Annotated in this window: 17 protein-coding genes; 14 read left to right on the plus strand and 3 right to left on the minus strand. The window is 64.9% G+C overall.

What is annotated here, in order from left to right; genetic code table 11:
* Positions 1–24: 24 nt before the first annotated feature.
* From ISF28_RS23950 to ISF28_RS24010, 13 genes are all read left to right on the plus strand, one after another.
* Positions 25–804, plus strand: a complete 780-nt coding sequence (locus ISF28_RS23950) for a hypothetical protein (RefSeq protein ID WP_198119686.1) — start codon at positions 25–27, stop codon at positions 802–804.
* The gene (locus ISF28_RS23955; RefSeq protein WP_198119687.1) at positions 801–986 is read left to right on the plus strand and encodes a hypothetical protein; all 186 of its coding nucleotides are present in this window, start codon (positions 801–803) and stop codon (positions 984–986) included. Before ISF28_RS23950 ends, ISF28_RS23955 begins: the two co-directional genes overlap by 4 nt.
* Positions 987–988: 2 nt before the next feature.
* Entirely contained in the window at positions 989–1,918 is a 930-nt protein-coding gene (gene cpaB / locus ISF28_RS23960) for a Flp pilus assembly protein CpaB (RefSeq protein WP_198119688.1), read from the plus strand.
* 266 nt (positions 1,919–2,184) lie between these two features.
* Positions 2,185–3,504, plus strand: coding sequence for a type II and III secretion system protein family protein (locus tag ISF28_RS23965; RefSeq protein WP_229519348.1), 1,320 nt, complete (start codon positions 2,185–2,187; stop codon positions 3,502–3,504).
* Between the two features lie 12 nt (positions 3,505–3,516).
* Positions 3,517–5,475 carry a TadA family conjugal transfer-associated ATPase gene (locus tag ISF28_RS23970; RefSeq protein WP_198119690.1) on the plus strand — a complete coding sequence of 653 codons (1,959 nt, stop codon included), beginning with the start codon at positions 3,517–3,519 and terminating at the stop codon, positions 5,473–5,475.
* Positions 5,472–6,332 carry a type II secretion system F family protein gene (locus ISF28_RS23975; RefSeq protein ID WP_198119691.1) on the plus strand — a complete coding sequence of 287 codons (861 nt, stop codon included), beginning with the start codon at positions 5,472–5,474 and terminating at the stop codon, positions 6,330–6,332. Before ISF28_RS23970 ends, ISF28_RS23975 begins: the two co-directional genes overlap by 4 nt.
* 15 nt (positions 6,333–6,347) lie before the next feature.
* Positions 6,348–7,265, plus strand: coding sequence for a type II secretion system F family protein (locus ISF28_RS23980; protein WP_198119692.1), 918 nt, complete (start codon positions 6,348–6,350; stop codon positions 7,263–7,265).
* A 6-nt stretch (positions 7,266–7,271) separates the two neighbouring features.
* Complete coding sequence (locus ISF28_RS23985) at positions 7,272–8,528, plus strand: DUF192 domain-containing protein (protein WP_502572576.1); 1,257 nt, start codon at positions 7,272–7,274, stop codon at positions 8,526–8,528.
* An 8-nt stretch (positions 8,529–8,536) separates the two neighbouring features.
* A complete protein-coding gene (locus ISF28_RS23990) occupies positions 8,537–13,729 on the plus strand; it encodes an RHS repeat-associated core domain-containing protein (protein WP_198119694.1) in 5,193 nt (1,730 codons plus the stop codon).
* Between the two features lie 8 nt (positions 13,730–13,737).
* Positions 13,738–14,388 carry a hypothetical protein gene (locus ISF28_RS23995; protein WP_198119695.1) on the plus strand — a complete coding sequence of 217 codons (651 nt, stop codon included), beginning with the start codon at positions 13,738–13,740 and terminating at the stop codon, positions 14,386–14,388.
* Between the two features lie 49 nt (positions 14,389–14,437).
* Complete coding sequence (locus ISF28_RS24000) at positions 14,438–14,863, plus strand: hypothetical protein (protein WP_198119696.1); 426 nt, start codon at positions 14,438–14,440, stop codon at positions 14,861–14,863.
* A 62-nt stretch (positions 14,864–14,925) separates the two neighbouring features.
* Entirely contained in the window at positions 14,926–15,483 is a 558-nt protein-coding gene (locus ISF28_RS24005; protein WP_198119697.1) for a hypothetical protein, read from the plus strand.
* 45 nt (positions 15,484–15,528) lie between these two features.
* A complete protein-coding gene (locus ISF28_RS24010) occupies positions 15,529–16,278 on the plus strand; it encodes a hypothetical protein (protein ID WP_198119698.1) in 750 nt (249 codons plus the stop codon).
* 74 nt (positions 16,279–16,352) lie between these two features.
* Here the strand turns inward: ISF28_RS24010 and ISF28_RS24015 are convergent, their stop codons facing one another.
* Positions 16,353–16,880 (minus strand): lysozyme family protein, encoded by a 528-nt coding sequence (locus ISF28_RS24015; RefSeq protein WP_198119699.1) that lies wholly within the window; start codon positions 16,878–16,880, stop codon positions 16,353–16,355.
* Positions 16,881–17,030: 150 nt separating this feature from the next.
* Between ISF28_RS24015 and ISF28_RS24020 the strand changes: the two genes are divergently transcribed.
* A complete protein-coding gene (locus ISF28_RS24020) occupies positions 17,031–18,032 on the plus strand; it encodes a 5'-nucleotidase (protein WP_198119700.1) in 1,002 nt (333 codons plus the stop codon).
* On the opposite strand, the gene pbpC is transcribed toward ISF28_RS24020, so the two are convergent.
* Entirely contained in the window at positions 17,942–20,149 is a 2,208-nt protein-coding gene (gene pbpC, locus ISF28_RS24025) for a penicillin-binding protein 1C (protein ID WP_198119701.1), read from the minus strand. The genes ISF28_RS24020 and pbpC overlap by 91 nt on opposite strands.
* Complete coding sequence (locus tag ISF28_RS24030) at positions 20,149–25,854, minus strand: alpha-2-macroglobulin family protein (RefSeq protein WP_198119702.1); 5,706 nt, start codon at positions 25,852–25,854, stop codon at positions 20,149–20,151. The genes pbpC and ISF28_RS24030 overlap by 1 nt, the downstream gene beginning before the upstream one ends.
* Positions 25,855–26,033: the final 179 nt, after the last annotated feature.

Consider the following 26,033-nt stretch of genomic DNA (forward strand, 5'->3'; position numbering starts at 1 on the left):
CCGCTGCACTTGCCGGAGGATTCGATGATGGCATGTACATTGTACGTAGCAGCAAACTCTAAAAAGAATTCTCTTTTCAGGCAATGGATTGTCATCCTGGGCACGCTGGCAGTGCTCGAATCCGCATCGGCCCGCGACGAAGCTTCCTGGCCGCGGATTCCCCTTCCCAAACAAGTTGACGTATTCGAGGTCGGACGCGAGATCGTCGTCAACGGGACGCCAATCCGGATGATCGGCTTTGTCTCGCGTGCCACGCCGTCCGAGCTGGCGGCAACCATGCGCCAACTCCTGGGAGCGCCGCTGATGGAAGACCTCCGCGGCACGACACTCGTGCTCGGCCGTGGCGAAGGACCGTTTTACATCACGGTACAGCTCGCTCCGCTCGGTTCCGGCACCCGCGCACTCGTCGCGGTGACAAAGCCCGCCGTGAGCGACCAGGGGCCGCCGGATGCCGACGCGGACCGGCACTTGTTGTCGGCCCTGCCGCCCGGTTCCACGCTGATCAGCCACACCTCGTCCTTCGACGCGCCGGCCCGTGCCGACCAGGCGGTGGTCATGAACTCGCACAGCGCCGACATCAACACCGAGTACGTCAAGCGCATGCTGCGTGCCGATGGATACACGCTGGAACGGGAAGCGCGCCCCGCCCAGGCTTCACGCTCGCAGGCACGCGTGCCGTCCGGCGCCAGGACCATGTTTTTCAAGCGTGCGGGTTCGGAAGCGATCGCGGTCATCGCGCGCGACGGCAGCGGCGACAGCGTCATCGTGCTCAATCGCTTGAATTTCGCGGAGCACGGCAAATGAAGCGCATCGGCAAAGCGTATTCGCAGGGTCAGGCGAGCATGGAATACGTGGTAGTCTGCGCCGCACTCGCCATTGCGCTCGGCATCGCGATGCGCAACCAGGACAGCGCCTTGTGGCAACTGGCCGAGGCATTCCGGACCGCCTTTCACAAATTCAGCTACGCCCTATCCCTTCCAGGCTGACCATGAAAATCAACATCCAATCGCTGCGCAACATCAACAAGACGTGGTTATCGCTCGGCGTTGCTCTTGCCATCGGATTACTGACCGCGCTGGGCGCGCGCATTTTCCTGAGCCGGCAGGTCGAGGCCATCGAAGCACGCGCCAAGCATGACACGGCCGACATCGTCGTCGCCAAGACGGATATCGTCGCGGGCAGCAAACTCGGTCAGGAGAATCTGGCAGTGCGCAAGGTTCCAGTCGATTTCGCGCAGTCGGGGGCCGTGCGCCCCGAAGACTTCGCCCGGATCGACGGCAAGGCGATCGCCTACGACGTCAAGGGCGGCGAAATGATCATGTGGAGTCAAATGGAAAGCCAGCGCGCGCCGACGTTCTCGGCGCGGTTGGCCCCCGGCCAGCGCGCTATCACGGTCGTCGTCGACGAAATCAATTCCATTTCCGGAATGCTCGAGCCGGGAGACCTGATCGACCTGATGTTCTCCGTCGACCAGAATGGGCAGAAGCTGGTGCTGCCTCTGCTGCAAAGCGTCCAGGTCATGGCGACCGGTCAGCGCGTGATCGACGACCTCAAGAGCGGCGAGAAAACCGAATTCGCGACGGTCACCCTGAATACCACGCCCGAGCAAGCCAAGGACATCATCATCGCGCGCGAAACCGGCAAGTTGACCGCGCTCCTGCGCAATCCGAACGACAAAGAACCGATTGGCAAAAAGGGCCTCGACCTGGCCTCGCTGTTCGGAAGACGGCGTGTTGCGGCTCAACACATACAACAAGCGGTGCCTGTGCTGTACGGAGGTAACGGCGCGAAATTCTCTCCCGATGCCCTGCGCCTCGATCGCCCCCGAGTGCCGCCGTCCGCCCCGGTCGCCGTGCCGTCCGAGATTGCCGCCGGGTCATCGGGCACGGTTGCTGCGATCCAGATGCCGCGTCCATAACACGCAACGAGGATGCCCCCGCCCCCGATAGCTGTCTTTGATGAAAGCGACGAGCCATGAAGAACCGTGTTCAGTCAGTGCGAAGCGGACCTGCAAGCGCTTCGGTGCGGCCTGTCAGCAAAATACCTTCGGATTTTCGCGCCCACCGGACGCTCCTGGCTGCCGTATGTTTGAGTCTTCTCGCGGCGAATCCGGTGGCGGCCCAGTCCTCGGAGGCGACGGTCTCGCGCCCTGACCCGGCTCGCCCCCCCGAAACCGCACCGGACATGCAGGAACGAACCGACTCGCAATCCATCATGGTCGATGCCGCCGCGCCGGCTCGGGAAATCGATATGTTCGTCGGTGAATCCCGCGTATTCGAGGCGCCCGGGGTGGCGCGCATCGCCGTCGGCAGCGGCCAGGTCATCACGGCCAACGCGCTGGACGGAAAAGACGTCATCGTCTTCGCGAACGGCGCCGGGACCACGATGCTGTACGTCTGGACCAACGACGGGCGCTACCAACGCGTCAAGGTCACCGTAATGGCCAACGACGTGGCCCGCTATGCCCGCGAAGTAGCAAGCTTCCTGTCGACGATTCCCAAGACGAAGGCCACCGTGGTCGGCGACAAAGTCATCGTCGAGGGCGACGACTTGAGCGACGCGGACCGCGACAAGGTCGCCGAACTGGCCAAGCGCTACCCGCAAATCGTCAACTTCACCGGCCAGATCGGATGGGAGCAGACCGTCCTGATGGACGTGAAGGTCGTCGAATTCCCGCGCAGCCGGTTGCGCGAACTGGGGCTCAAATGGGGTGCGGCGGGCGGTGCCGCGGTCGGCGGCATCTGGCGCCCGGTGGCCCGTGGCGATACCGGCGGGCTTTCCATCTCGCCCCCTGCCGGCGATGCAGGAGCGCTGCCCGTCACCTCCACCAGCGCCAGCGGCCTGGTCTATCCATCCAGCCCGATCGTTACGAGTGCCATGAACCTCGGCTTGAACGCGCAATTGCAGGCGCTGGAACAGAATGGGACCGCCACGATCCTGGCGGAACCACAACTGTCGGCTCGCAGCGGCTACAAGGCGACCTTCCATGCCGGCGGCGAAATCCCGTATTCGGTCGCCAGCGTCAACGGCGTGACCGTGCAATTCAAACCCTACGGCATCCGGCTCGATATCGAACCACGGGTCTCTCGCAGCGGCGCCATACGCGCCGTCATCGATTCGGAAGTCAGTTCGATCGACAACTCGGTTTCCACCACAAATGGTCCCGCATTGCTCACACGGCGCACCAGGACCGAATTCAATGTGAAGCCGGGGGAAACCATCGTCCTGGCGGGCCTGCTGCAACGGACCAACAGCACCGACACCGAAGGCATCCCATTCCTCGGCAACATTCCCATTCTCGGCGCCTTGTTCCGCTCCAAGCGCTTTCAAAACAAGGAAACCGAGCTGGTCGTGCTGGTCACCCCGCATCTGGTCGACAGCAGCACGCCGGCCATGAAAGACCGGATCGAGCGCGTCCACGAGCGGCTCGAGCGGGACCTCGGCGAGGCGCCCTACCTCAGCGATCCGCTGCAGCCTGGGCGCACCACGGGGCAAGCCAATTAACCGCACACTGCCATGTTCAAATTAGAAATCATCCATTCCGACGGCAGCGTCAAGCCACTCGAGGTCCCGGACGAGTGTGTCGCGGGCAGCAGTCCGAACAATGACGTGAGGCTTGACAGTTGGCGCGTCAGCAAACAGCACGCACGCTTCATGAACACGCCTTCGGGCGTCCTGATCGAAGACATGGGCAGCTACTTGGGCCTGACCGTCAACGGCATGCGGGTGACGGGACAGCACGGTCCCCTGACGCCATCCGACGTGATATCGATCGGCCCCTTCAAGCTGCGCGTGGCCGAGATGCCCTCTCCTTTGCCTCAGGCCCAGATGGGCGGGGCGAACCGGCGTACCCGCGGCCCGGATCGACGCACCGCCGACGCGGGACGATCGAGCACCGGCGTGGAACGGCGTGGTGCCATCGGAGATCGACGTACCACTGCAGCCCCAGCGATGTCGCCGGACGCTGCGCACGGAGACAAAACATCCGAGGCCATGCAGCGGGAAGGACAACGGCCCGCGCCAGTTCGAAACGAGCCCGCGATCCGTCGCTCTATCCCCGCATCGCGTCCTGAACTGGCCCGCGTCGCAGCTCCACTCTCCAAACAAAAACAGCTCGAGTTCGAATGGCGCGGGCGGCTCCATGCCGCGTTACTGGAACGAATGGACTTGCGCCGCCACGACGTGTCGAAGATGAGCGACGCCCAATTGCGCGAAGAAACCAACAACTTCATTCTCGAGATCATGGCGGAGATGCAAGCCGCCATTCCGCCCGAACTCGATCGCGATCTGCTTGCCCGACAGGTACTGGACGAAGCGGTTGGCCTGGGGCCGCTCGAAGAGCTGCTTCAGGACAGCAGCGTCACCGAGATCATGGTCAACCAGCATGACAAGATCTTTATCGAGCGCCAGGGCCGGCTCGAACGGCATCCGTTGACCTTTACCAGCGAACGTGCGGTACTCGGCGTGATCGAACGGATTGTCGCGCCGCTCGGGCGCCGCATCGATGAATCGTCACCGATGGTCGACGCCCGCCTCAAGGACGGCTCACGGGTGAACGCGATCATTCCACCACTGGCGCTGAAAGGCCCGGCGCTCACGATCCGTAAATTCGCCAAACGCAAGATGACCGCCCAGGACCTCGTTGCGTTCGGCTCCATGAGCGCGGAGATGGCGGAATTCCTCGAGGTCTGCGTCGCCGGGCGCAGGAACATCGTGGTCTCGGGAGGGACCGGTTCGGGCAAGACTACGCTGCTGAACATCCTGTCGAACTTCATCCCGCCCGACGAACGCATCATCACGGTGGAAGACGCCGCCGAGCTACAGCTTCATCACGATCACTGGATCAGCCTCGAATCGCGCCCGGCCAATGGCGAAGGCAAAGGAGCGATACCGATCCGTGAACTGGTCAGGAACACCCTGCGCATGCGTCCAGACCGCATCGTCGTCGGAGAATGCCGCGGCGGCGAGGCGCTGGACATGCTGCAGGCAATGAACACGGGCCATGACGGATCCCTCACCACCTTGCACGCCAACAGCCCGCGCGATGCGTTGGCGCGCCTGGAAACGATGGTACTCATGGCAGGGATGGATTTGCCGCTGACAGCCATCCGCGAGCAAGTGGCTTCCGCCATCCACCTGATCGTGCAGCAGACCCGCTTTGCCTGCGGGACGCGCATGGTCACCAGCGTCACCGAAGTCACAGGAATCGAAAGCGGCAAGCTTCAATTGCAGGAATTGTTCCGGTTCGTGAACATGGGATATGGCAATGGCGGGGGCGCGTCCAAGATTCGCGGCCACTTCTCCGGCTGCGACATGGCACCCACGTTCTATGAATCGCTGCGCGCATCCGGCAAGACGCTCGACATGGATATCTTCAAATCGGTTTCGGCCGATGAGTTCTTGGACGAGGGATCGGAGGACATGGACGAGGCGGTCTTCGCAGACGGCGGATTCTTGCGCGAGGCCACCGAATGACTACCCAAGCCATCCTCATTGGACTGACCGTCGTGGCTGCTATCGCTGCAACTCTATTCGCTTGGTTCGTCATCGACATCGGCATCACCACGATGGCACGCTATCGGGCTCAGTTCACCGAACGCACACACTTTCAGGCGCGCGAGTTCTTCCTGTTCGTCGACCCGGGCAGGGTCTTCGCGACACACGTAACATTGGTTGTACTGGGTTGCATCGTCACTGCCCTCGTCACCCGCAGTTTCGTACTGGGCATCGGCGTCGGCGCGGCGCTGGGGTTCCTGCCGCGGTTCATCTATGCGCGATTACGCCAGCGCCGCCTGCGCCGGTTCGAGGAACAACTGCCGGACGCGCTGACGACGCTGTCCGGCGCCCTTCGTGCCGGACTGAGCCTGCGATCCGCGATCGGCCAACTCGTGATCGAGGCGCCAGCACCGTTGGGACAGGAATTCACGCTCCTGCTGCGCGAGCAGCGACTCGGCGCCACGCTGGAGCAAAGCCTGAACGGACTGGCGCGGCGCATCCCTACGCCCACCACCGTCCTCACCGTGTCGGCGATGCGCATCGCTTCGGAAACCGGCGGCGGCCTCGCCGAAATGCTCGAGCGCACGGCCCACACGGTGCGCAGCCGGCTGCAGATCGAAGGCAAGATCCGCGCGCTGACGGCACAGGGCAAGCTGCAAGCCTGGATCGTCGGCCTGTTGCCGGTCGCCCTGATGCTAGTGCTCGACCAGATGCAACCGGCAACGATGAGCGTCTTGTGGAACACCCCGATGGGTTGGGGCGCGCTGGCCGGCATCGGCGTGCTCGAAGCGCTTGGAATCTTCGTCATACGGCGAATCGTCGCAATTGACGTCTGACGAGCGGAGGTCCATATGCCCCAGTCGACCACGACACTTTTCGTCACGCTGCTGGCCCTGATGTGCGGCACGGCGACAGCCCTCGTCGCCATGCAGGTCGCCCACGCCATCGGCACGATTCCGCAGGAGGATCGCCGATTCAAGGACGTCCCTCCGCTCGGGTTCCGACTGATCTGGTGGCCCATCCAATGGTTCAGCTATCCGCTGGCGCGGATCGTGTCGCAAGCACCCACCTCGCCGCTGGCGATCCGCTTGCGCAAGGCGGGACTCGAATACTGCATCAACCCGCAGCAGTTCGTGGCCGCGCGCCTGCTGTACACACTGGTAATTTCGGCGGGAGCGGCATGCGTGCTCGAACTGCTGGGGCGAGGACCCGGCGGAGACTTCCGCGCATCGACCTACTGGCAGGCAGCCGGCGCCGGCGCCCTGTTCGGCTGGGCCTACTGCGGCATCTGGCTGAAGGACCGCATCGCATTTCGCAAGCGCCAGCTGCAAAAGTCGCTGCCGTTCGTACTCGACCTGATCACGCTGTGCGTGGAAGCGGGCCTGAACCTGCAAGGCGCGTTCAACCAGGCGGTCGACAAAGGCCCGCACGGTGTCCTGCGCGACGAAATACAGCGGGTGCTGCGCGACGTCCGCAACGGCAAGGCGCGCTCGGAGGCACTGCGCAGCATGAGCGAGCGCCTCCAGGAACCGAGCGTGATGAACTTCGTCACCGCCATGATCCAGGCTGAACGGATCGGCATGAACCTGGGACCTGCCTTGCGTGCCCAGGCCGACCAGCGTCGATCGGAACGCTTCCTGCGCGCCGAAAAGCTTGCAATGGAAGCACCGGTCAAACTGCTGTTTCCGCTAATCGCCTTCATCTTCCCATGCACCTTCGTCGTACTGTTTTTCCCGATCGCCGTTCAATTCATGAATTCGGGACTCTAGGGAAGCATGGCCAGTCCACGAATCATCGTTTGCATTCTGCACACAACGACAGGTAAGCACGCGCTCACGCTACGCATGGCCAGCACCTTCCTCGCGCGATTTCGGGGACTCATGCTGAGCGCGCCGCTGGGCCCCGCGGAAGGCATGCTGATCACACGTTGCACGAGCGTGCACAGCGCTTTCATGCGCTACCCGATCGACGTGGTCTATCTCGACCGCGACGGCGTGGTCGTCCGCTGCGTGGCGCACTTGAAGCCTTGGCGCGCCAGTTGGGGCATCGCCGGCACGGCACACGTGCTCGAGTTGGCGGCCGGCTCGGTCGCGGCATTCGGCATCGCACCGGGTGCCCGTCTCGACTTCCCCTGCGAAGATCGCCCGCTATCCGCGCGCCTGCCGCGCAGTGCGCGCCAGCGCGGTTCGGCCATGATCGAGTTTGCGGTCGTCGGTCCGCTGATCGCCATGCTCGGCCTTGGACTGCTGCAATATGGAATGCTGTTCTTTGCAAAGAACCAGATCAACTATGCCACCTTCATGGCCGGACGTGCGGGCAGTGTCGGGCACGCGGACCTCGGCGCCGTGCGACAGGCGTACGTCCGGGCGCTCGCCCCCATGTATGGCGGCGGCACGAGCCTGGCCGAGGTGGCCGAGGCAACCGCGAAGGCCACTGCCGACGTCGCCGACAACCTGCGCATCGAGCTGCTGAATCCGACCAAGGAGAGTTTCAACGACTGGAACGATCCCGCGTTGCAGACATTGCTGAAGACCGGCGGACGACGGGTCATACCCAATAGCGCCCTGGCTGCGAAAGGCGTGCAGGTAAAAGCGGCGTCCGGGCAATCGCTGCAGGACGCCAACCTTCTCAAGATCAAGATCACGCACGGCTACCTGCCCAAGGTGCCGTTCGTGTCCAAGTTCTATATCGCTTACCTCAAGTCGCTCGATCCGCAAACGGACGCCTTTTATAGCAAGCTGGTCGATGCGGGGCGCATTCCGGTCGTCACCCACGTCACCATCGAGATGCAATCCGATGCGATCGAGTCCGACGCGACCGTATCGACACCTGGTCCAGGCAACGGCGGCAAGCCTGCCAATCCTGGCGATCCGCCCGCGAGCAACAGTCAGCCGCCTGACTGCACGAACCTCGGTTGCGACGCGCCCGCCCCAGCGCCGGAACCGGCCTGCAATCCGTTCACCGACCCGAACCATTGCCAGTCGGCGCCTGGATGTGTCCCGAACTCACAGATGTGCTGCATGCCGCAATGAGGTCAATCATGAACGACTCGATCTTTCCCTTGACCGATGTGACGCGCCGGCCACTTTTCGGGCGCAAACCACGGGTGATCAATCTTCTTTGGGCCGCGGTGACGATGCTCGCATGGCTGTTGGTCACTGCGCCCGCAAACGCACAATGCAACATCCCGGCGCCCGGCGGAAACCCCAATGGCAACGGCTGTCCCGGCGTCGCCAGCGTTCCCCCTGGCGGCGCCAATGCCGGCGCAGGCAACCCGATCAATGTCATGACGGGCAACAAATATCAACGTGAGGATGATCTGCCCGCCCTGCCCGGCGTGCTGGGTCTTGAAATCGTCCGCCATTACAACAGCGCGTACAGCGCCCCCGGCCATCCGAACGGCGTGTTGGGACGCGGATGGCGCCTGTCGTACGAGACCGAATTGGTCGACCGTGCCGGCAAGCTCCAGGTGCTGCAAGCCGACGGGGGGCGCGTCATTTTCGACCGCGACCGCAAGGCCCCGACCGGATGCAGCACGAGGAATCCGGAAAATGGCAGCATGTCATTGGGGCGGCAGGACGGGCGACCGGACTACACCTGGACCTGGACTAACGGCCGCAAGCTGCACTTCAACTATGCCGGCAAGCTCGATCGAATCACCGCGCCGAGCGGCGAGGCCGTGCGCCTGCTCTACGACGACCAGAACGTGCTCGTCCGGGTCATCGACCCGCAGGGACGCAGCCTGAACCTGGTCTACTACGGTCGCCATATCCCGAACCAGTTTCACGGCGTGCAGTTCATCGACACTCCCGTGGGACGCTTCGAGTACGAATACGGCAGCGCCATACCGAAAGGCGCCGGCCTGATCGACCAGCGGCAGTTGCTGGCCAACCTGGTCCGCGTGCGGCTCCCGGACCACTTCGATCCCGGCAAGAAGGCGCATGCCCTTTCCAGCCGCGGCACCACCCGCAGCACCACCAGCCGCGTCTACCTTCACGAAGACCCGCGCAATCCGTGGCTGATGACGGGGATTGGGATCGAATCCACCGGTGCGGACGGCAAGCCGGTTTCGACACGTTACGCCACCTACGGCTACGATCGTGCCGGCCGCGCCATTCTCAGCACGCACGCCGGCAATGTGGACAAGGTCACCCTGGACAACAGCAAGGCTGGCGAAACCGTCCTCACGAACAGCCTCGGACAGAAGACGGTCTACCGGTACGCGGTGATCGCGGGTGACTATCGGATGCTGGAAGTGCGGGGTGCGGGATGCGCGCTGTGTGGCGACGTGAACGTGAGGTACGGCTACGACAGCGTGGGCCGCATGGTGGATGTCACTCGGCTGGCCGACAGCGGAGAGCCGATCGCGACCACCAAGACCGCACGCGACGGGCTTGGGCGCGTCGTCCGCGTCAGCAAGATCGCCTACCAGAACGGCAGGCAGCAGGCGGAACAGCTTCAAGTGCGCTTCGAATATCGGGGCGACGGGTTCGCGCCTGTGCTGATCGCGCGTCCGAGCGTCGTGCCGGGCAAGGAACTGATGACACGGGTCGATTACAACGGCGCCGGCCAACCCCTGAGCGTTTCGGAAAACGGATGGAGCCCGACGGCTGACGGCCGGACTGCCGCCGCGCAGATCGCGCGCACCGTCCGCTACCGCTATGTCGCGATCAACGGCCGAAGCCTGCTGACCAAGATCGACGGGCCGCTCCCGAACGGCAAGACCGGCACGCCGCTCGATTCGGACGTCACGCTCATCGAGTACGACCACCAAAACGCTTCCCTACCGCCGCCGAAAGTACCATCGGGCGGCGCCCAACTCCTGCGGTATGAATCGTTTGGAGGGCACGCGGGCATCGTTACCGCCATTGTCGCGCCGGGAAATCGTAAGAGCGAAATAACCTATGACTACGCGGGTCGCATCGCCAGCGTCAAGAATACCGAAGACCGCGGCACCAGCCTGCGCTACAGGCCGCAAGGCGACCTGCTCGCCATCACCCGCGACGGCATCACGTACACCACACGCTACGATGGCGTCGGCCATCCAGTCGAATCGGGCTACGGCGACGGCGCACACTACCATGCTCTCGCGCGCCTCGGCTACGACGGTGCTGGCCGCAACACTTGGGAAGCGTCGGCACTGGGCATCGTGACAACCTGGCGCTTCGACACCGAAGGCTCACTGCTCGAGCGGTCCACACTGTCGAATACCATCAAGCAGTCGCGACGCTACGAATATGACCAACTGGGCCGGCTGCGAACCGTGACCGACGCCTCCGGCGGCACCCGGCATATCGGATGGAACGCGCGGGGCTTGCCCGATGCACTTACCGACACCCTGGGCCGCACCATGCGCTTCGGCTACGATGCGGCAGACGACATCACGGCGGTGACGGACGCGGCCAATGCCGCGACCCGTTTCGAGATGGACGCACACGGTCGCACCACCGCTGTCATCGCGCCGAATGGCGCCACGACGCGCTATCTCAGGGACGACTTCGGCCGCATCGTCGCGACCATCGGCGCCGACAGCGGCAAGACCATGCGGCACTTCGACGCGGCGAACCGAATGATCGACAGCGTCGACGCGAACGGCAACCGCGTCAGCTACGAATACGACGTAATGGGCCGTATCGTCTCGCAGCGCGTGACCGACGCCGGCAACAGCGGCAAGACAACCGTCACGACCTGGCGCTACGAAGGAGCGCATCTGGTCGCCATCGAGCATCCGAACCAGTCCGAACGCTACGGCTACGAGGAGCACGGGCGCGCCAGCCTCAAGACTGTCATCCTTCGGCTCGCCAGCGGCACGCTCGTCGGCTATACCACGCGCTATCGCTACGACGTCCTGGGTCAGTTGGTCGGCATCAGCCTGCCGGACGGCAGCACCATCGACTATGTACGCAACGGCCAGAATCAAATCACAGGGCTTGAACGGAGACCAGGCGGCAACGCGTGGCCGCACTGGTTGTTGCCAACGCAAACCATCGTCCGGAACCTGGAACGCGATGTCGTGGGCATCAAGCACGTAACCTACGGTAACGGCATCGAGGCAGATTATCAGCGCAGCAAGGAAGGCGGCCTCGCGCGCATCGTCTATCGCGATCCGCACATGCCGGCGTCACGGGAACAACACGGCGACGTGCTGACGGCACTGCTTGGCATTCGACCCGCCTTGGCCGCATCGGCAATGGTGCTGCCGGGCGCGCTGGGCCTGCCCACCGATCCGAAAGCGCTGCTGGATCACCGCTATCTGCGGGATACGCAGGGCAACCTTCTCTACACACGCGACAAAGAGACGGCGAGCGGCTACGCGTACGACGCGCGCGACCGGCTCATCGTCGCGGCGACCGGTCCACATCCCAGCTTTGCCCGCTACCATTACGACGACAACGGCAATCGCCTGCTGGAGCAGGAAGGCATCGACCAGAACGACATCCGCGGCAATACGGGCAAGACCGTCTACGCGCCGGCTTCCGACCGTTGGCAAACCGCGGCGAACGGCAACGGCATCGCCGAAGCCCGCTACGACGCCACTGGCCTGCCGGAGCGCGCCGGCAAACGCAGCTTCGCGTGGGATGCTCTCGGCAAGCTGCTGGAGGTACGCGACGGACAGCGCGTCCTGGCGCGCTACCGCTACAACCACCGAGGCGAGCGCACCGAGAAAATCGTCGGCGACGAACACACCTACTACCTATACGAAAACCGCCAGCTCGTGGCCGAATTGGACGGCAAGGGAACGATACGACGCCAGTATGTCTACTTGGGCGGACAGCCCGTGGCCGTCATCGATACGCCGAACAGAGGTTCGGCCCATGGTACGGCGGACTCAGGGTTCATGGCCGGCATCGCCGAGCTCTGGACCGCCTGGTTCGACAAGGACGAGAGCCTCGTCTACTTGCACACCAACCATCTCGGCGCGGTCGAGATGGCAACGGATGCCAAGGGTAAGCCCATCTGGCAGGCGAACTACAGCCCGTTCGGCAAACTCATGCCGACGATAGCCCAGGCTAAACACGGTTTCGAACTGAACCTGCGCCTGCCGGGGCAGTATGCCGACAAGGAAACCGGGTTGTACTACAACGACCATCGCTACTACGATCCCGCACGTGGCCGCTATCTGAGTCCCGATCCCCTGGGGTTGGGGGGTGGCGCCAACGGTTATGCCTATGCGGATGGCAATCCGCTCACATATATCGACCCGGAAGGACTGGTCCTGTTTGCGTTCGACGGTTCTAGCAATGACCAACACAATCCGAAGGAACTTTCCAACGTCGTCAATTTTTTAAACCTGTACCAAGACCAGAAATTCTACATCACGGGGGTTGGGACCAAGGACGAAGACACAGGCATCGCCCCACTTGCAGGCGACATCGGGGGCACAGGCGACATTGCGAGCGCATATACGGGCAAGCAGCGCATCGCCGCCATGATTAACAAGTTGAACGGATATTCCGACGCAGTCGCCGACGACACCGCCTTCAACATCGACATCGTCGGTTTCAGCCGAGGTGCGGCGGAAGGACGCGATTTCGCCAACCAGATTGCGGCGAATTTCAAGGACGGCTATTACCACTATATTTCCAAATCCGGTGGCAAGGAACAGTGCCAGAAGGTGACGTTCAATTTCATGGGGCTGTTCGACACGGTGTTGAGCAGCCACCTCGGAGACTACCAACTTGATATTCCTCCCGCTTTCAAATATGTGGCGCAGGCGATGGCGCTCAATGAATACCGGGACGGTGCGGTGAGTTTCCCGATGGAATCCATTCGGGGAGCGCCGACTCCTCAAGATACCACACGTATCGAGCGAGGCTTCCTTGGCGCACACTCCGATATCGGGGGAAGCTACCTTGATGGCGATCTCGCCAAAGTGGCCTTGATCTGGATGATCGACCAAGCACACTTTGCTGGCGTCAAGATGAACGAGCCAATCCGAACCATCATCGCCAACCCTGTCCTGCACGACAAAAGCACTAACTTGCTTCACGGTGCGGATACCGGCGGCCCGACGGCCACCAGTCAAGACAGGGATGTGCATTACCTGAACGGGAGTGTCGAAAAGCAGCGCAAGACGACACTTGGTGTCATGTCATATGGAGATACCGTGCAATTCATCAAGTACAAGTCAAACCCAAACGCGCAGGACGAAATCGCGGGCACTGTGGACATGAAGGGTTACCTGCAATGGCTCAATAACCACGGCTACAACATCAATTTGACTATACAGTGAGGACAATGATGAAGGCGACACTTCGTAATGCGATATTCTCCGCCTCGGCCCTTATCCTGGGATCCTTGTCTCTCGTCGGCTGTGCCGATATGGGAAAAAAGCCGGAAACCAGCCGCGAACTGCGCGGCATGGGGATCGTGGTAGTGTTCGATTTGGCGAAAGGCGCCCACCGAAAGGTAGGGGTGAACGCAACGACCGATGCCGGAAATACCATGTTCTCGCCTGCCACGTTAACACAAACTGGCGGTGGCGACTTTTCATTTGGTGGCGGCTCAAACATGTCATTTCCTCGCTGGGTGCGGATAACTTGGCGTGAAGGAGCCAATGAAAAGGCCGGGCTGTATTGGACGACCGGTAATATTGTCGGTGACTATAAAGTCGCAGTGCTCAATCGCATTCCCGAGGAAGTCTTCAAGTACGTGGCCGCAGCGCGTGGTCGCGTTATCGTACTTAGATTTCGGATCAAAGACGACGGCGTCCTGCTTGCATGGGACGTGCAGGAAACTGTCGTGCATCCGAGCGGAGGACGCGGTTTCGTATTTTCCCTGCACGGCGGAGACTTCCCGTGTGAGACCAGCCCATACCAGCCGCAACCTGATTGCACCTCAGGCCGACTCGAAGATGCGCCTTGGTATAACCCGTTGTGGACGCGGGAGTGACCATCACCCGTGGCGGCATCACGTACACCAGGCACTGCGGGAGTATCTTATGGGAAAACATAGAGCTGTTTTTGATACCTGCATTTGGCGCTGCATGGCAAGTGGAATGATTTGTGCGTGCTTGCATTCGCCGCCTGCGCATGCTGTATGGGAATATAGTTTGGCTGCGCAAATAGCAATTAATGACGGAATTCGATCGACGTGTGGAAAAATTGAGCCGCGGCTGGGCGCTGTATTAGATGATGAACTAGCGAAATTGGTACAACTCAACGGGGCCAAGGCAATTAGCTCCGCTCGCAAGTCTTCAGAGTATTTCACGTATATCGACTGGGTTTGTATGAATATCTCAAAGCTAGCTGGGGCGATCCTGAAGAAGAAGCCCATGAATGCGAAAGCATTTACATTAGCCTCAGTAACGGAAACGCCAAGCCTGATCAATGGTGGCGCGACCGGTCTTGCGCAGACGTGCCACTAAATTTGTCGGAGGACCGACGTTGTGGGACAGGACCGCGTACGAGTGTTTTACTCCAAAATACAATGTCTGATGTGATGGTTTCCATTTTACGTCTCGTCCCCTCATCCGACGTATCCTTCCCTCGCGCAGGAACGTTTCCGCAGTGGAGCGATTCATCTCCCAGAATTGTATCTACTGATAATGCCGATCCAGTTTGGGCAATCCCCGAATCAGTCGAGTTCGAATGGAAAGAATGGCCGCGCGCCTTCCCCAGGGAACCAAAGAATGACCGCGAACTCGAGAGCATACGATCGTACGTCGACGAAGTTCGCAGCAAAGTGCAACGCAAACGCGCGCAGCTCATGGTACGCGCGCGCATTCCGCACGAAGTCATCGCCGAGGCTTCACAGGCGGAGCAGGCGGCCGAGTTTGGGCAATCGACCTCGAAAAAAAGCATGAAGCTCTTCTTCATCTTCATGCGAGACGGCTTACGGTTCCGCTGGGAGCAATGGCACGGTCAGTGTATTGCAAAGTATGGCGGCGATAAAATCGAATTGCCGCGCAATCAGATACTGTCTGGGGATTGGGTTTGCGGTGAGCCAGAGCCTCAGCCTTGTGGTTGCCGAAGCAAAGAGAAATAACGGCCTCGGCGATAACGCCGACATGACCATACAGCGAGGATAACGATGAACACAAAACTCAAAAAGCTAATATTCTTAGCCGCAGTCATGTCCATTTTCTCCCCCTATCTCATCGGGCGCGTACACGCGGAGAAGGAGCCACAAGCCGACTACGAACTGCGTCGCACGGAGACGGTAGTTCAGACAGGGCTGACGAACTACCCTGCCCCCAAGGCTGACGGGAGTACAATAGATGAAACACCTCTACGCGGAAATAAGCGCACTGCCGACAAGTCCGCTCACCATTGCGCTGGCTGCTGGAACGGTCGCTTTAAATTTGTAACTGGGCAGGATGAACATGGACGTTATGAGGAAGTAATCGATATAACGTGTGATACGGATTCGAATTGCACAGCACAAAAATCGCTGCAGCTCAAAGGAAAAGAAATCCTCGAGCCGCCCATTTTTGACGGAAGCAACCCGACCCCGATTCCGAACCGTCTTCCATTCAATCTCGATAAGATGGTCTCAACGAGGTTCCGGCGAAGCGTTCTCGACCTGGCAAATGTAACCGATTTTCCGCGCGCAGCTCCATATTTCGAGCCGGGAGTATATCGGCAAATAGGGACGCCGAACCATGTCGTGGAATGCCGTGCAAACATACTATTAATGATATGCAAACTTGATGCACCATTAGTCCGCGACGATTATGGGCTCCTTACCGCATGGATCATTCTTTTCCCTGACATGTCGTCTGGGCCTGGGTGCCCAGGATTTGGATGTCCACATGCGCTCACGAGATTTGAGCATGAATAGCTGTCGAATCCCGCTGATTGCACCTCGTTATACACAACCCGACAGCACGCCCATTTCGCGTAGCAGTGGGCGATTCAGCCGATCATCGCCTGCAACGCCCCGACATCATCCGGATCGCACTTCAGCCGTTCCGCCGCCGCCCGGATCTTGCGGTAATAAATACCGTTGCGCACGCCCCGGTAATCCATATAGGCCTCCGCAACCGGATCGGGCCGCTTCTCGCGCCGGGCCTTGTCGATCAGGGCCTGCAGATAACGCGTGCCCATCTGGATGTTCGTAGCTTCGTCGATGAACGCCGGGCTGGCATGGAAGGCATCCGCTTCCGCATACAACGCCGGCTCGGCGCAGCGCTGGGACGGCGGCTTGCACAGGTTGTCGAGCCGGAACAGCTCGCGGGTGGCGACTTTCAGCAACTGCATCAGGCCGCGCGCGCTGCTGCCTTCCGGCTGCGCGCATTGGTCGAAGCGCGACTCCATGTAGATCTGGCAAACGATGAGCTCGTCCGGCAGGCACGAGCGGTTGTTCGCATGCACGAGCGCGCGGATCTCGCGCAGGCGCGCGACCGGGGTGGAGCACGTCGATTGGATAGTCGGGGCGGTCATGGCAACCATCGTGCTACCCGGATCGCATGGCGGGTTTGTGCCCGCTCATGCCGCGCGACGGGATTGTCGGACCTCAAGCGTCCCTCGGCCCGGTCCTCGATAATTTCCGGATGGAATAGTTCTTTCCCGCAACCAAGGAATCCCAACGTCATGGCCCTCGACCTATCCGATACCCTCGTAGTCGGCATCTCCGCCACCGCCCTGTTCGACCTGGCCGAAGCCGACGCCGTCTACAAAGCCCGCTACGCCAAGAATCCGCAAAATGCGCTGGAAGACTACCGCGCCTACATGCTCGAGCGCGAGAGCGAACCGCTGCGCGACGGCACCGGCATGGCCCTCGTACGCGCCCTGCTCGGCCTGAACCGCTACGCCCCGTCCGAGACGAAGCCGCTCGTCGAAGTCGTCGTCATGTCGCGCAACAGCCCGGAGACCGGCGTGCGCGTCTTCAACAACATCCGGTCGCGCGGACTGCCGATCGCGCGCCACGCGTTCACGGGCGGGCAGTCCGTCGTCGATTACCTGGACGCGTTCTCCGTCGATCTGTTCCTGACGACCAACGTCGAAGACGGCCAGCGCGTGATCGACGCGCAAGCCTGCGCTGCCGCGATCCTGAAGCCGCCGCCGCACGCGGGCGAGGCGCCGCCCGAGGACCAGGTCCGCATCGCCTTCGACGGCGACGCCGTGCTGTTCGACGAATCCAGTGAGCTCGTGTACAAGACCGAGGGGCTGGACCGCTTCAACACGATCGAGGACGAGAAGCAGAACGAACCGATGAAGGACGGACCCTACGCGATCCTGCTGCGCAAGCTGGCGCGCCTGCAGGAAAGGCTGCCGTTCGGGGCGGACGTGTCGCCCGTGCGCATCGCCATCGTCACGGCGCGCAGCGCGCCGGCCGAGATGCGGGTCATTAATACCCTGCGCCACTGGGGCGTGTACGTGAACGAGATCTTCTTCCTCGGCGGCGTGCCGAAGGCGAAGGTCGTCAAGGCGTTCCGCGCGCACCTGTTCTTCGACGACCAGGACCTGCACCTCGATCCGGCCGCGCGCCACGGCCGCGTGCCCTATCGCTCGGATTCTCCGCTGTTCACGCCGCTGCCGCTGGACTTGCCGGCCGATCCGCCGCTGCTCGTCGAAAAAGTCGAAGCGGGCTGACCGGACGCCTCCGCGCCGCGCACCTCGAACCGGGCGGCGGCGACCGCCCGGCCATCGTCTCCCACCAGTTCCAGTTCGTGCTTGCCCTGCCGCGGCGCCCACGTCGCGGCCTGGTCGGCCGGGCCCGCGTCCGCGCCATCCAGCTGCCAGTGCAGGCCCGCGCCGCCGTAGGCGCGCAGGCTCACGCGCTGCAGCGGCGGCGGGATGTCCGGGTCAAGCGCGATGACGCTGTCCGCGGCCGGATAGACGATCCGCGGCACGCGCCGGGACGGCGGCAGCATGGCGACGACGGCCGTCTCCGTGCCGCGCACGAACCACTCGCTGCGCTCCGGCTCGACGGCCGGCTCGAACCACACCGTCTGGCGCACGAGGCCAGGCGGCGGCGCCGGCGCACGGCTCGGGCGGTCGCGGTGCAGGTAATCCATCACGTCGCGCCACACGGGCGCCGCGCCGGATACGCCGGACACGTCCCACATCGAACCGCCATCGAAATTCCCGACCCACACGCCGACCGTGTAGCGGTCCGAGAAGCCCACGCACCAGTTGTCGCGCATGTCCTTGCTGGTGCCCGTCTTGACGGCGCTCCAGAAGCCCGTCGCCAGCTCGTTGGTGAGGCCGAACGTCGTGCTGCGGGCGGCGCGGTCGGACAGGATGTCGGCGACGATGAAGGTGGCGCGCGCATCCAGCACGCGCCGCTTGGGGGCGCGCGCGCGCGGCACGAACGTCACGCCGTCCTGCAGGCCGCCGTTGGCCAGGGTGCGATAGGCGCCCGTCAGTTCCAGCAGGCTGACGTCGCCGGAGCCGAGCGCCAGCGACCAGCCGTAGAATTCGGGCGCTTCCGTGAGGCTCGTGATGCCCAGCAGGCGCAGGCGCTCGTGGAAGCGTTCCAGGCCCGCCAGCATCAGCGTGCGCACGGCGGGCACGTTCAACGAACCGGCGAGACTCGTGCGCACGCTGGCCGCATCGCGGTACTGGTGATCGTAGTTCTGCGGCACGTACAGGCCGCCGACGGTCGGGATGGTCACGGGCGTGTCGTCCAGCAGCGACGCGGCCGTCAACTGGCCCCGCTCCAGCGCCAGCTCGTACAGGAAGGGCTTGAGCGTGGACCCGGCCTGGCGCAGCGCCGTGACGCCGTCGACTTCGCCCTCGCCATCGTTGGCGACGTAGGCCAGCACCTCGCCGCTGGCATTGTCGATGACGATCACGGCCCCGTCGCCCACATTGCGGCCAGCCAGTTCGGCCAGGTGCCGGTGCAGCGCGGCGGCGGCGTAGCGCTGCAGGCCGGCGTCGAGCGTGCTGCGCACGACCGTCCCCGGCCCGGCACCGAGCCGGCGTACGAACTGCGGCGTGATGCCCGTCGCGGCGGACACCGGCGCCGATGCCGGCGGCGCCGCGCGCGAAAACGCGGCGTCGACTTCCCACTCGATGGCCCCGCAATCCGCATGCGGATCGAGCTCGCGCGCCAGCAGGCAGGCGCGATGCGCGACGGTGCGCGCCGGCGCCGTCGGCGCGCGCAACAGGCTGGCGAGGATCGCGGCCTCGCCAGCGTCCAGCCCGGACGGCGCCTTGCCGAACAATCCGTACGCGGCCGCGCCGACGCCCTGCAGCTCGCCGCGATAGCTGGCCAGGTTCAGGTACGCTTCGAGGATCTGGCGCTTGTTCCAGCCCGCTTCCAGCTCGCGCGCCGCCAACGCCTGGTCCCATTTACTCTCCCAGGTGCGTCCCTTCGAGCGGGGCGCCAGTTTCGGATCGAGCATGCCCGCCAGCTGCATCGTGATCGTGGAGGCGCCGCGCGTGCGCGTGCCCGCCTGGCCGAACAGGTTGTCCCACGCGGCCTTGCCGATGGCCTGGAGGTCGATGCCGCCATGTTCCATGAAGCGCTGGTCCTCGGCCTGCAGCACGGCTCGGCCCAGCGTGGGCGAGATGTCGTCCAGCGCGACCCAGGGCAGGCGCCGTCCCGTCATGTCCACGCGCACCGCGGCGATCGTCGCGCCGTGCCGGTCCAGCAGGGTCGTGTCGGACGATCGCCAGGCCGCCCTCACCTGCTGCGGCGTCGGCACCGCGGCGAACGCCGGCGCCGCGGCCAGCAGCAGGATCCACACCAGGCGCGCTTTCATCACTGCACCGTCACGCCCGCATTCGGCAGCTCGCCGAACATCTCCGGCGCGTACATCGCTTCCACGCGCGTGGGCGGCAACGCGAAGCGGCCCTCGTTGTTCAGGCGGACCGTGTACTCGACGGTGAAGCGGCCCTTGGGCAGCCACTCGTAGTAGGCGCGATAGCCCGCATGCGTGCGTTCCTCGAACGCGGGCCACGCCCAACCGGTGCGGCGCTCGCCCGCCGTCGCGATTTGGGAATCGCGTCCGAGGCCGGAACCGAGCACGGTGGCGCCGGCCGGGATCGGATCGTCGACGACGACCCACGTCATGTCCGACTGCGCATCGATGTCGAGGTGGACGCGGTAGATGTCGCCGCGCGACCACGCGCCCTTGACCTTCTGCTCCACCGGCGTGACCGTGCGCGCGATGCGGTAGCCGGACGACAGCGGCGCCTTCAGGGGTACGGCGGCCAGGCTCTGGACCGTCGCCCACGGCTTGCCGCCGCCGAGCTGGCGCAAGGTCAGGCTGCCGCGGCCCTGCGGCCAGCCCTGCAGCACGCTCACGGGTTGGTCGGCCGGGATCGGGCCCGTCCAGCTGACCGCTTGCGCGCCGGCGCCGGCGCCGCGCACCACGAGGCTCGCATTGCCCGTCACGGGTTCGTGTTCGTAGGTTTCCGAGAAGCGCTTCAGCGCGACGACGCCCCAGGCGTTCGCCGTCGTCGTGTCCCAGTGACCGCGCAGCTGGCGGCCCAGCGTGCCGCGCGCGAGGCGGCCCGCGTCGACCTTCCACGCCGGATCGTCCAGCGTCGCCAGCAGCAGGCGGTTGGCGTTGGCGTCGGCGGACGACATCAGCCACCACCACCCGTCCGTGCGCTCCGTCGAAAAGCCCAGCGTCGTGCCCTGCAGGTTCAGGCGCGCGCGCAGGATCTGGCCGGCCTGGGCCAGGCGCGCGTCGCGCTGCGGCAGCGCCGGCGTGCGTTTCAGGATGAGATACCAGTCGATGACGGCGGACGTCGGCCACAGGTTCGGCTGGATGTCGATCGAATCCAGCATGGCCGGCTGCACCTCCACGCCGTGCGACAGGGCTTCCAGCGCGGCCAGCTTGCGCACGGCCAGCTCGCCCGTCGCGCGGCCGCTGCCGCGCACGATCTTCCCTTCCACGAACGCCGCGAGCCCCGCTTCCATGCGGCCGCGCAGCTCGTCGGGAATCGGATAGTCCGCCTCGCTCGTCACGGACAGCACGTAGGATGTGAGCACGTCGCTGCCCTGCTCCATCGGCGCAAAATACTTGACGAGGCCATCGCCGTCGAGGTGCGCCGGGAGGGTCGCGACGACCTTGTCCCACATGGCGCGGTCTTGCAGCGCCACGGCGCGCGACGTGCGCTGTTCGAAGCAGGAGTACGGATACGCCGCCATGTAGTCGCGCACGCCCGGCAGGTCTTCGCCCAGGCGCGCCTGCAGGGTCGTGCGGATGCCGCCGCGGCCCGGCAGGGCGTCCGCCGGCCGCTCCACGGGGATCGTCTGCGTGCCGTCGATTTGCACGAGCGTCGCCTGCAGGGTGCGCACGGGCACGGCCGGGCTGACCTGCTGCGCCGCGCGCATGCGGTCGCCCGCGCCGCCGCCGGCCGCGGTCACGTCCCACCGCAGCGCCGTCACGCCGGCCGGCACCGCGTAGTCCCAGCCGGCTTCGCGCGATTCGCCCGGCGCCAGCGCGACGTCCAGGTGCGGCAGCGGCTGGGGCTTGCCGCGATCGGCCGTCACGGCGGCGTCGAGCCGCACGGCGATCTGCCGGTCGCTCGCATTCCGCACCGTGAAGCCGGCGCGCAGGCGGTCGCCTTCGCGCACCTGCGGCGGCAGGCCGGAGACAAGCATCAGGTCCTGCGACGTGCGGATGTTCGTGCCGCCCGTGCCGAACAGGCCCACGCCGCTGCTGGCGACGGCGACGACGCGGAACGTCGTCAGCGAATCGTTCAGCGGCACGGCCACGCGCGCTTCGCCGTTCGCGTCGAGCACCACCTTGCCCTGCCACAGCAGCAGCGTCTCGAACAGTTCGCGGCCGACGCTGCGCCCGCCGCCGCCGCCCTGCGGGAACGCCTTGCGGCCGAAGTGGCGCTTGCCGACCACCTGCATCTGCGGCGTCGCCGTCTCCACCTGCAGGCTGCGCTCCCGCATCATCGTCTCGAGCAGGTCCCAGCTCGTGTTGGGCATCAGCGCCAGCAGGCCGGCGTCGACGGCGGCCACCGCCACTTCCGTGCCCGCGGCGGGCACCTTGCCGTCCGGCGCGCGCACGCGGATGGTGACCTGGGCGCGTTCGCGCACCTTGTACACGGGCTTGTCGGCCGCCACGTCGACCTTCAGTTCGTGGCCTTGCCAGCCGACGCGGATCGGCGCGATCCCGAGCTTGTAGGCGGGCTTGCCCAGGTCCACCAGCGCCGTCGGCTGCACGCCCGCCACGCGGCCGCGCACGACGAGGGCCGACACGAACACGTTCGGCGCATAGCTCGGCTTCACGGGTATCGCAATCGTCTGGTCGCGGCCGGACAAGTGCCGGACGTACGTGTCGAGGATGCCTTCGCGCTCGACGGTCACGAGCACGGTCGCGCTGCGGAACGGGCTGCGCACCTGGAAGCGCGCCTGCTCGCCCGGCTCGTAGCGCTTCTGCGCCGGCAGCAGGTCGATGCGGTCGTGGTCCGCGGTCGCGAACCACTGTTCATCAATGCCCACGACATAGATTTCGCGATACGTGGCCGCCACGCGCTGCTGCGGATCGGCGGCGCGCGCGCGCAGGATCAAGTCGCCGTCGGTCGGCGCGCGCACGTCGCACAGCAGAAGGCCGCGCGCGTCCGTCGTGCCGCTGCACGCCTCGCCCACGCGCTTGATCTCGGCGCTGTGCTCGTACGCATAGAAGCCGCCGACGAGGCGGCGCCGGTGCGAATACGTCTCGCGTTTCAGGAAGTCGACCGTCACCGGCACGTTCGCGACGGGCTTGCCCGCGACGTCCAGCACGACGGTCTGGAATTTCAATCCGTCGCGGCGCAGCAGCCAACCGTCCGGCATGATGCCGACGACGTAGGCGGACGGCCACATGGGCACGCGCGTGGACGCCGTCAGCGTCTCGCCGTTGGCATCCTGGTACGACAGCTCGGCCAGCAGGCTTTTCGGGCGCTCGATCGCCGGCAGCTTGTCCACCACGATGCGCGCGCCGCCGGCGCGGTCCAGTTGCAGCGCTTGCGTGCGCGCGACGTCCTGGCCCGGCGTGCCTTCGGTCTCGGCGTCCTCGTCCTCCTCGTCGCCCTGGTCGACGACGCCCTCGCGCACGTCGCCTGCTCCCAGCGTGAAATCGTCGTAGCCGTCGAACTGCACGCTGGTGTCCTGCACGACGCTGCGCAACTTGACGGGCGCGAGGCCGGCCGGACCGCCCGACAAATAACTCACCTGCGCATCGAGCGTGACGGCCTGCGGCGCCACGGCGGGCCGTTGGGGTCCCGCCAGGCTGGCCTTCATCGTCGGCACGCGGAACTGCTCGACGCGGAACTCGCCCGCCACCTGGCCGCCGATCATCACGTCGTACGCGCCGAGCTTCGCGTCGAGCGGAATCGCCCATTCACCCTCGGCGCTGCCGTTCGCGTCCCAATGCAGCGGGAATTCGACCTTCTCGCCGCTGCCCTGGTGGATGAGGAAACCGCGCGTGGGCAGCGCCGTCTTCTCCGGCGCCGGCGCGGCATCCTTCGCCCGCACGAAGGCGAACCCCTGCTGCGTGCGGCGGCGCAGGAAGTGCTTCATGTGGACGGTCTCGCCGGCCCGCAGCAAGGTCCGGTCGAACACCGTCGCGACGACGCGGCTGTCCTCGTCGCGGCTGCCCGTGGGCAGGTGGAAGCGCCATGCCTCGATGCCCTGCTTCCAGTCGGACAGGGTGAACGTGAAGTCGTCGCCGCGCGCGGCCGTCACGACATAGACGTCGTCGTCCTTGCAGCGGGCCCGCGGCAGCGCCTGGCGGATGCGCGCGATGCCGGACGCGTCGCTCGTGCCATGCCACAGCAGCCGCGCGGCGCAATCGCGCACTTCCACGCGCGCGCCGGGCACGGGCTGGCCCTTGTCGAGCGACGTCACCCACACGAGCGACGATTGCGCGCCCAGCTTGAGGTGCGCCGCCAGGTTGGTGACAAGGGCCGCGCTGCGCACATAGGCCGTGCGCCGCTTGCCGTTCAGCGCGGCGCCCAGGCGCGGGCTTTGCAGCTCGACGGCGTAGAAGCCGGGCCGGTGCAGCGGGATGCCGATCACTTCGAACGCGCGCCGGCCGTGCGCACGGGGCAAGGTGAAGCGTTCCAGCGTCTCCGGCTTCGCGCCCTTGAAGATCGACACGTCCAGTTGCTTGCCCGCCTGCGGGCCCGGGTTCAGGCCGCGGTGCGGGCCGGCGACCTTGCGCAGCCATGCCAGTACGTCGGCCGTGCGGCCGGCATCGAGGCGCATGGCCGCGCCGGTCGTGTGCATGCGGCCGGCCAGCGGGGCCTCGACGTTGCGCACCGTGACGGGCAGCAGGCGGTCGCCGTGCGCCTCGATGATGCCGAACGGCGCCGCGAATTTCACGAGCGGCGGCTCCTCGCTCGTGCGCACGGCGAGCGGGAAGCGGCCGGCGTCGACGAGGGGCCGGCCCGCGTCGTCGCGCAGGCCGGCGGGCAGGTGCAGCGTGAAGCGCGACCGTTCCGGGAACGGTCCCGGCACGTTCACCTGCGTGACGAAGTCCGGCACGCGGTCGCCTTCCTTGTCCAGCAGCGCCGGCCAGCGCTTGCCGCGCGGGCCTTCCAGGTAGACCTGCGCCGCGTCGGCCGCCGCCACGGGCGCGCTGAAGTGCACGCGCATGGGCAGGAACGGGATGCACTGGGAGCGCGCGTTGACCTTGTCGCAGTTGAAGCGGGCCGTGAAGTCGGCGCGGGTCTTGAACGTGAGCGTCTGGTCCTTGTCGGTCGCGACGCCGTTCGGCGCGGCGACGCCGGCGCCCCACACGAGGGCCACCTCGGTGTCCGCAGGCAGCGTGCGGCGGCACTGCAGCACGACGAGACGCCCCAGGCGCCCGGCCTTGTCGTCGGCGCGCAGCTGCGCGGCCGAATACGACCACGGCGCCTCTTTCCCTTGATCCTCGGCCACGATCTGGCGCACGAACCAGCGGTCGTTGCGGAGCGCCTGTGCGCGCTGCTCGCCCGCGAGCAGGGTCACGGGAATCTTTTCGCTGACGCCGTCGGCGCGGCACCAAGCCTGTTTCAGGATGCTGTCGCCCGACGCGGGCGCGGACAACGCGAGGACGAAGGCCTGGCGCTCGTCGATGCCCTCCTCGCCCTCGCGCGGCAGGGATTCCAGCACGGCCGGTCCGCCGGTGGAGACATCGAATGCGCGCGGGCCCGCAAGCGGCCGGCCGGCGAGATCATGGGCGTCCGCCTTGACCGTGAACCGGCATTGCGTCGCGCCCGGCAGGTCGCGGTCGAAATCGTAGCTCCACGTCTGCGCGTCGACCCAGCGGCCGCTGCCCGGCACCGGGCAGGCGACGTCGAACGGGGCGGCCGCGCGCAGGTCGCCGAACGCCACCATCGGCTGCGAAAAGCGCGCCACCGCCTGGCGCACGCGCCGCACCTGTCCTTCCGGCGAGAATCCCGTCACGGTGGTCTGCGCCCACGCGCCCGACCAGCAGCACAACAAGACAAGGCACAGCAGGCGGCGCAGGACAGGCATGGAATCTCCGGACGGTGGCGGTGGACGACGCCCGAGTGTTGCAAACCAGGCTTGCCGTGTCAACAACATTTAACACTTTGCAACGAGCTCCTCCCGACCGCATGGGACCTCATGCAATCCCCCATGAATGGATATAGAATGCGTTTCTTATATTTCCTGTGCGCATACAAGGCGCGCGG

Source organism: Massilia rhizosphaerae (assembly GCF_016093545.1).
Lineage (GTDB): Bacteria > Pseudomonadota > Gammaproteobacteria > Burkholderiales > Burkholderiaceae_D > Telluria > Telluria rhizosphaerae.

What these genes read in the sequence shown, in the direction of transcription:
- ISF28_RS24030 (WP_198119702.1), bottom strand. Translation starts at nt 25,854, where the DNA reads ATGCCTGTCCTGCGCCGCCTGCTGTGCCTTGTCTTGTTGTGCTGCTGG.
- ISF28_RS24000 (WP_198119696.1), top strand. Translation starts at nt 14,438, where the DNA reads ATGGGAAAACATAGAGCTGTTTTTGATACCTGCATTTGGCGCTGCATG.
- ISF28_RS23975 (WP_198119691.1), top strand. Translation starts at nt 5,472, where the DNA reads ATGACTACCCAAGCCATCCTCATTGGACTGACCGTCGTGGCTGCTATC.
- ISF28_RS23970 (WP_198119690.1), top strand. Translation starts at nt 3,517, where the DNA reads ATGTTCAAATTAGAAATCATCCATTCCGACGGCAGCGTCAAGCCACTC.
- ISF28_RS24015 (WP_198119699.1), bottom strand. Translation starts at nt 16,880, where the DNA reads ATGACCGCCCCGACTATCCAATCGACGTGCTCCACCCCGGTCGCGCGC.
- ISF28_RS23985 (WP_502572576.1), top strand. Translation starts at nt 7,272, where the DNA reads ATGGCCAGTCCACGAATCATCGTTTGCATTCTGCACACAACGACAGGT.
- cpaB (WP_198119688.1), top strand. Translation starts at nt 989, where the DNA reads ATGAAAATCAACATCCAATCGCTGCGCAACATCAACAAGACGTGGTTA.
- ISF28_RS23995 (WP_198119695.1), top strand. Translation starts at nt 13,738, where the DNA reads ATGAAGGCGACACTTCGTAATGCGATATTCTCCGCCTCGGCCCTTATC.
- ISF28_RS23950 (WP_198119686.1), top strand. Translation starts at nt 25, where the DNA reads ATGATGGCATGTACATTGTACGTAGCAGCAAACTCTAAAAAGAATTCT.
- ISF28_RS24010 (WP_198119698.1), top strand. Translation starts at nt 15,529, where the DNA reads ATGAACACAAAACTCAAAAAGCTAATATTCTTAGCCGCAGTCATGTCC.
- ISF28_RS23980 (WP_198119692.1), top strand. Translation starts at nt 6,348, where the DNA reads ATGCCCCAGTCGACCACGACACTTTTCGTCACGCTGCTGGCCCTGATG.
- ISF28_RS24005 (WP_198119697.1), top strand. Translation starts at nt 14,926, where the DNA reads ATGTCTGATGTGATGGTTTCCATTTTACGTCTCGTCCCCTCATCCGAC.
- ISF28_RS23990 (WP_198119694.1), top strand. Translation starts at nt 8,537, where the DNA reads ATGAACGACTCGATCTTTCCCTTGACCGATGTGACGCGCCGGCCACTT.
- ISF28_RS24020 (WP_198119700.1), top strand. Translation starts at nt 17,031, where the DNA reads ATGGCCCTCGACCTATCCGATACCCTCGTAGTCGGCATCTCCGCCACC.
- ISF28_RS23965 (WP_229519348.1), top strand. Translation starts at nt 2,185, where the DNA reads ATGCAGGAACGAACCGACTCGCAATCCATCATGGTCGATGCCGCCGCG.
- pbpC (WP_198119701.1), bottom strand. Translation starts at nt 20,149, where the DNA reads ATGAAAGCGCGCCTGGTGTGGATCCTGCTGCTGGCCGCGGCGCCGGCG.
- ISF28_RS23955 (WP_198119687.1), top strand. Translation starts at nt 801, where the DNA reads ATGAAGCGCATCGGCAAAGCGTATTCGCAGGGTCAGGCGAGCATGGAA.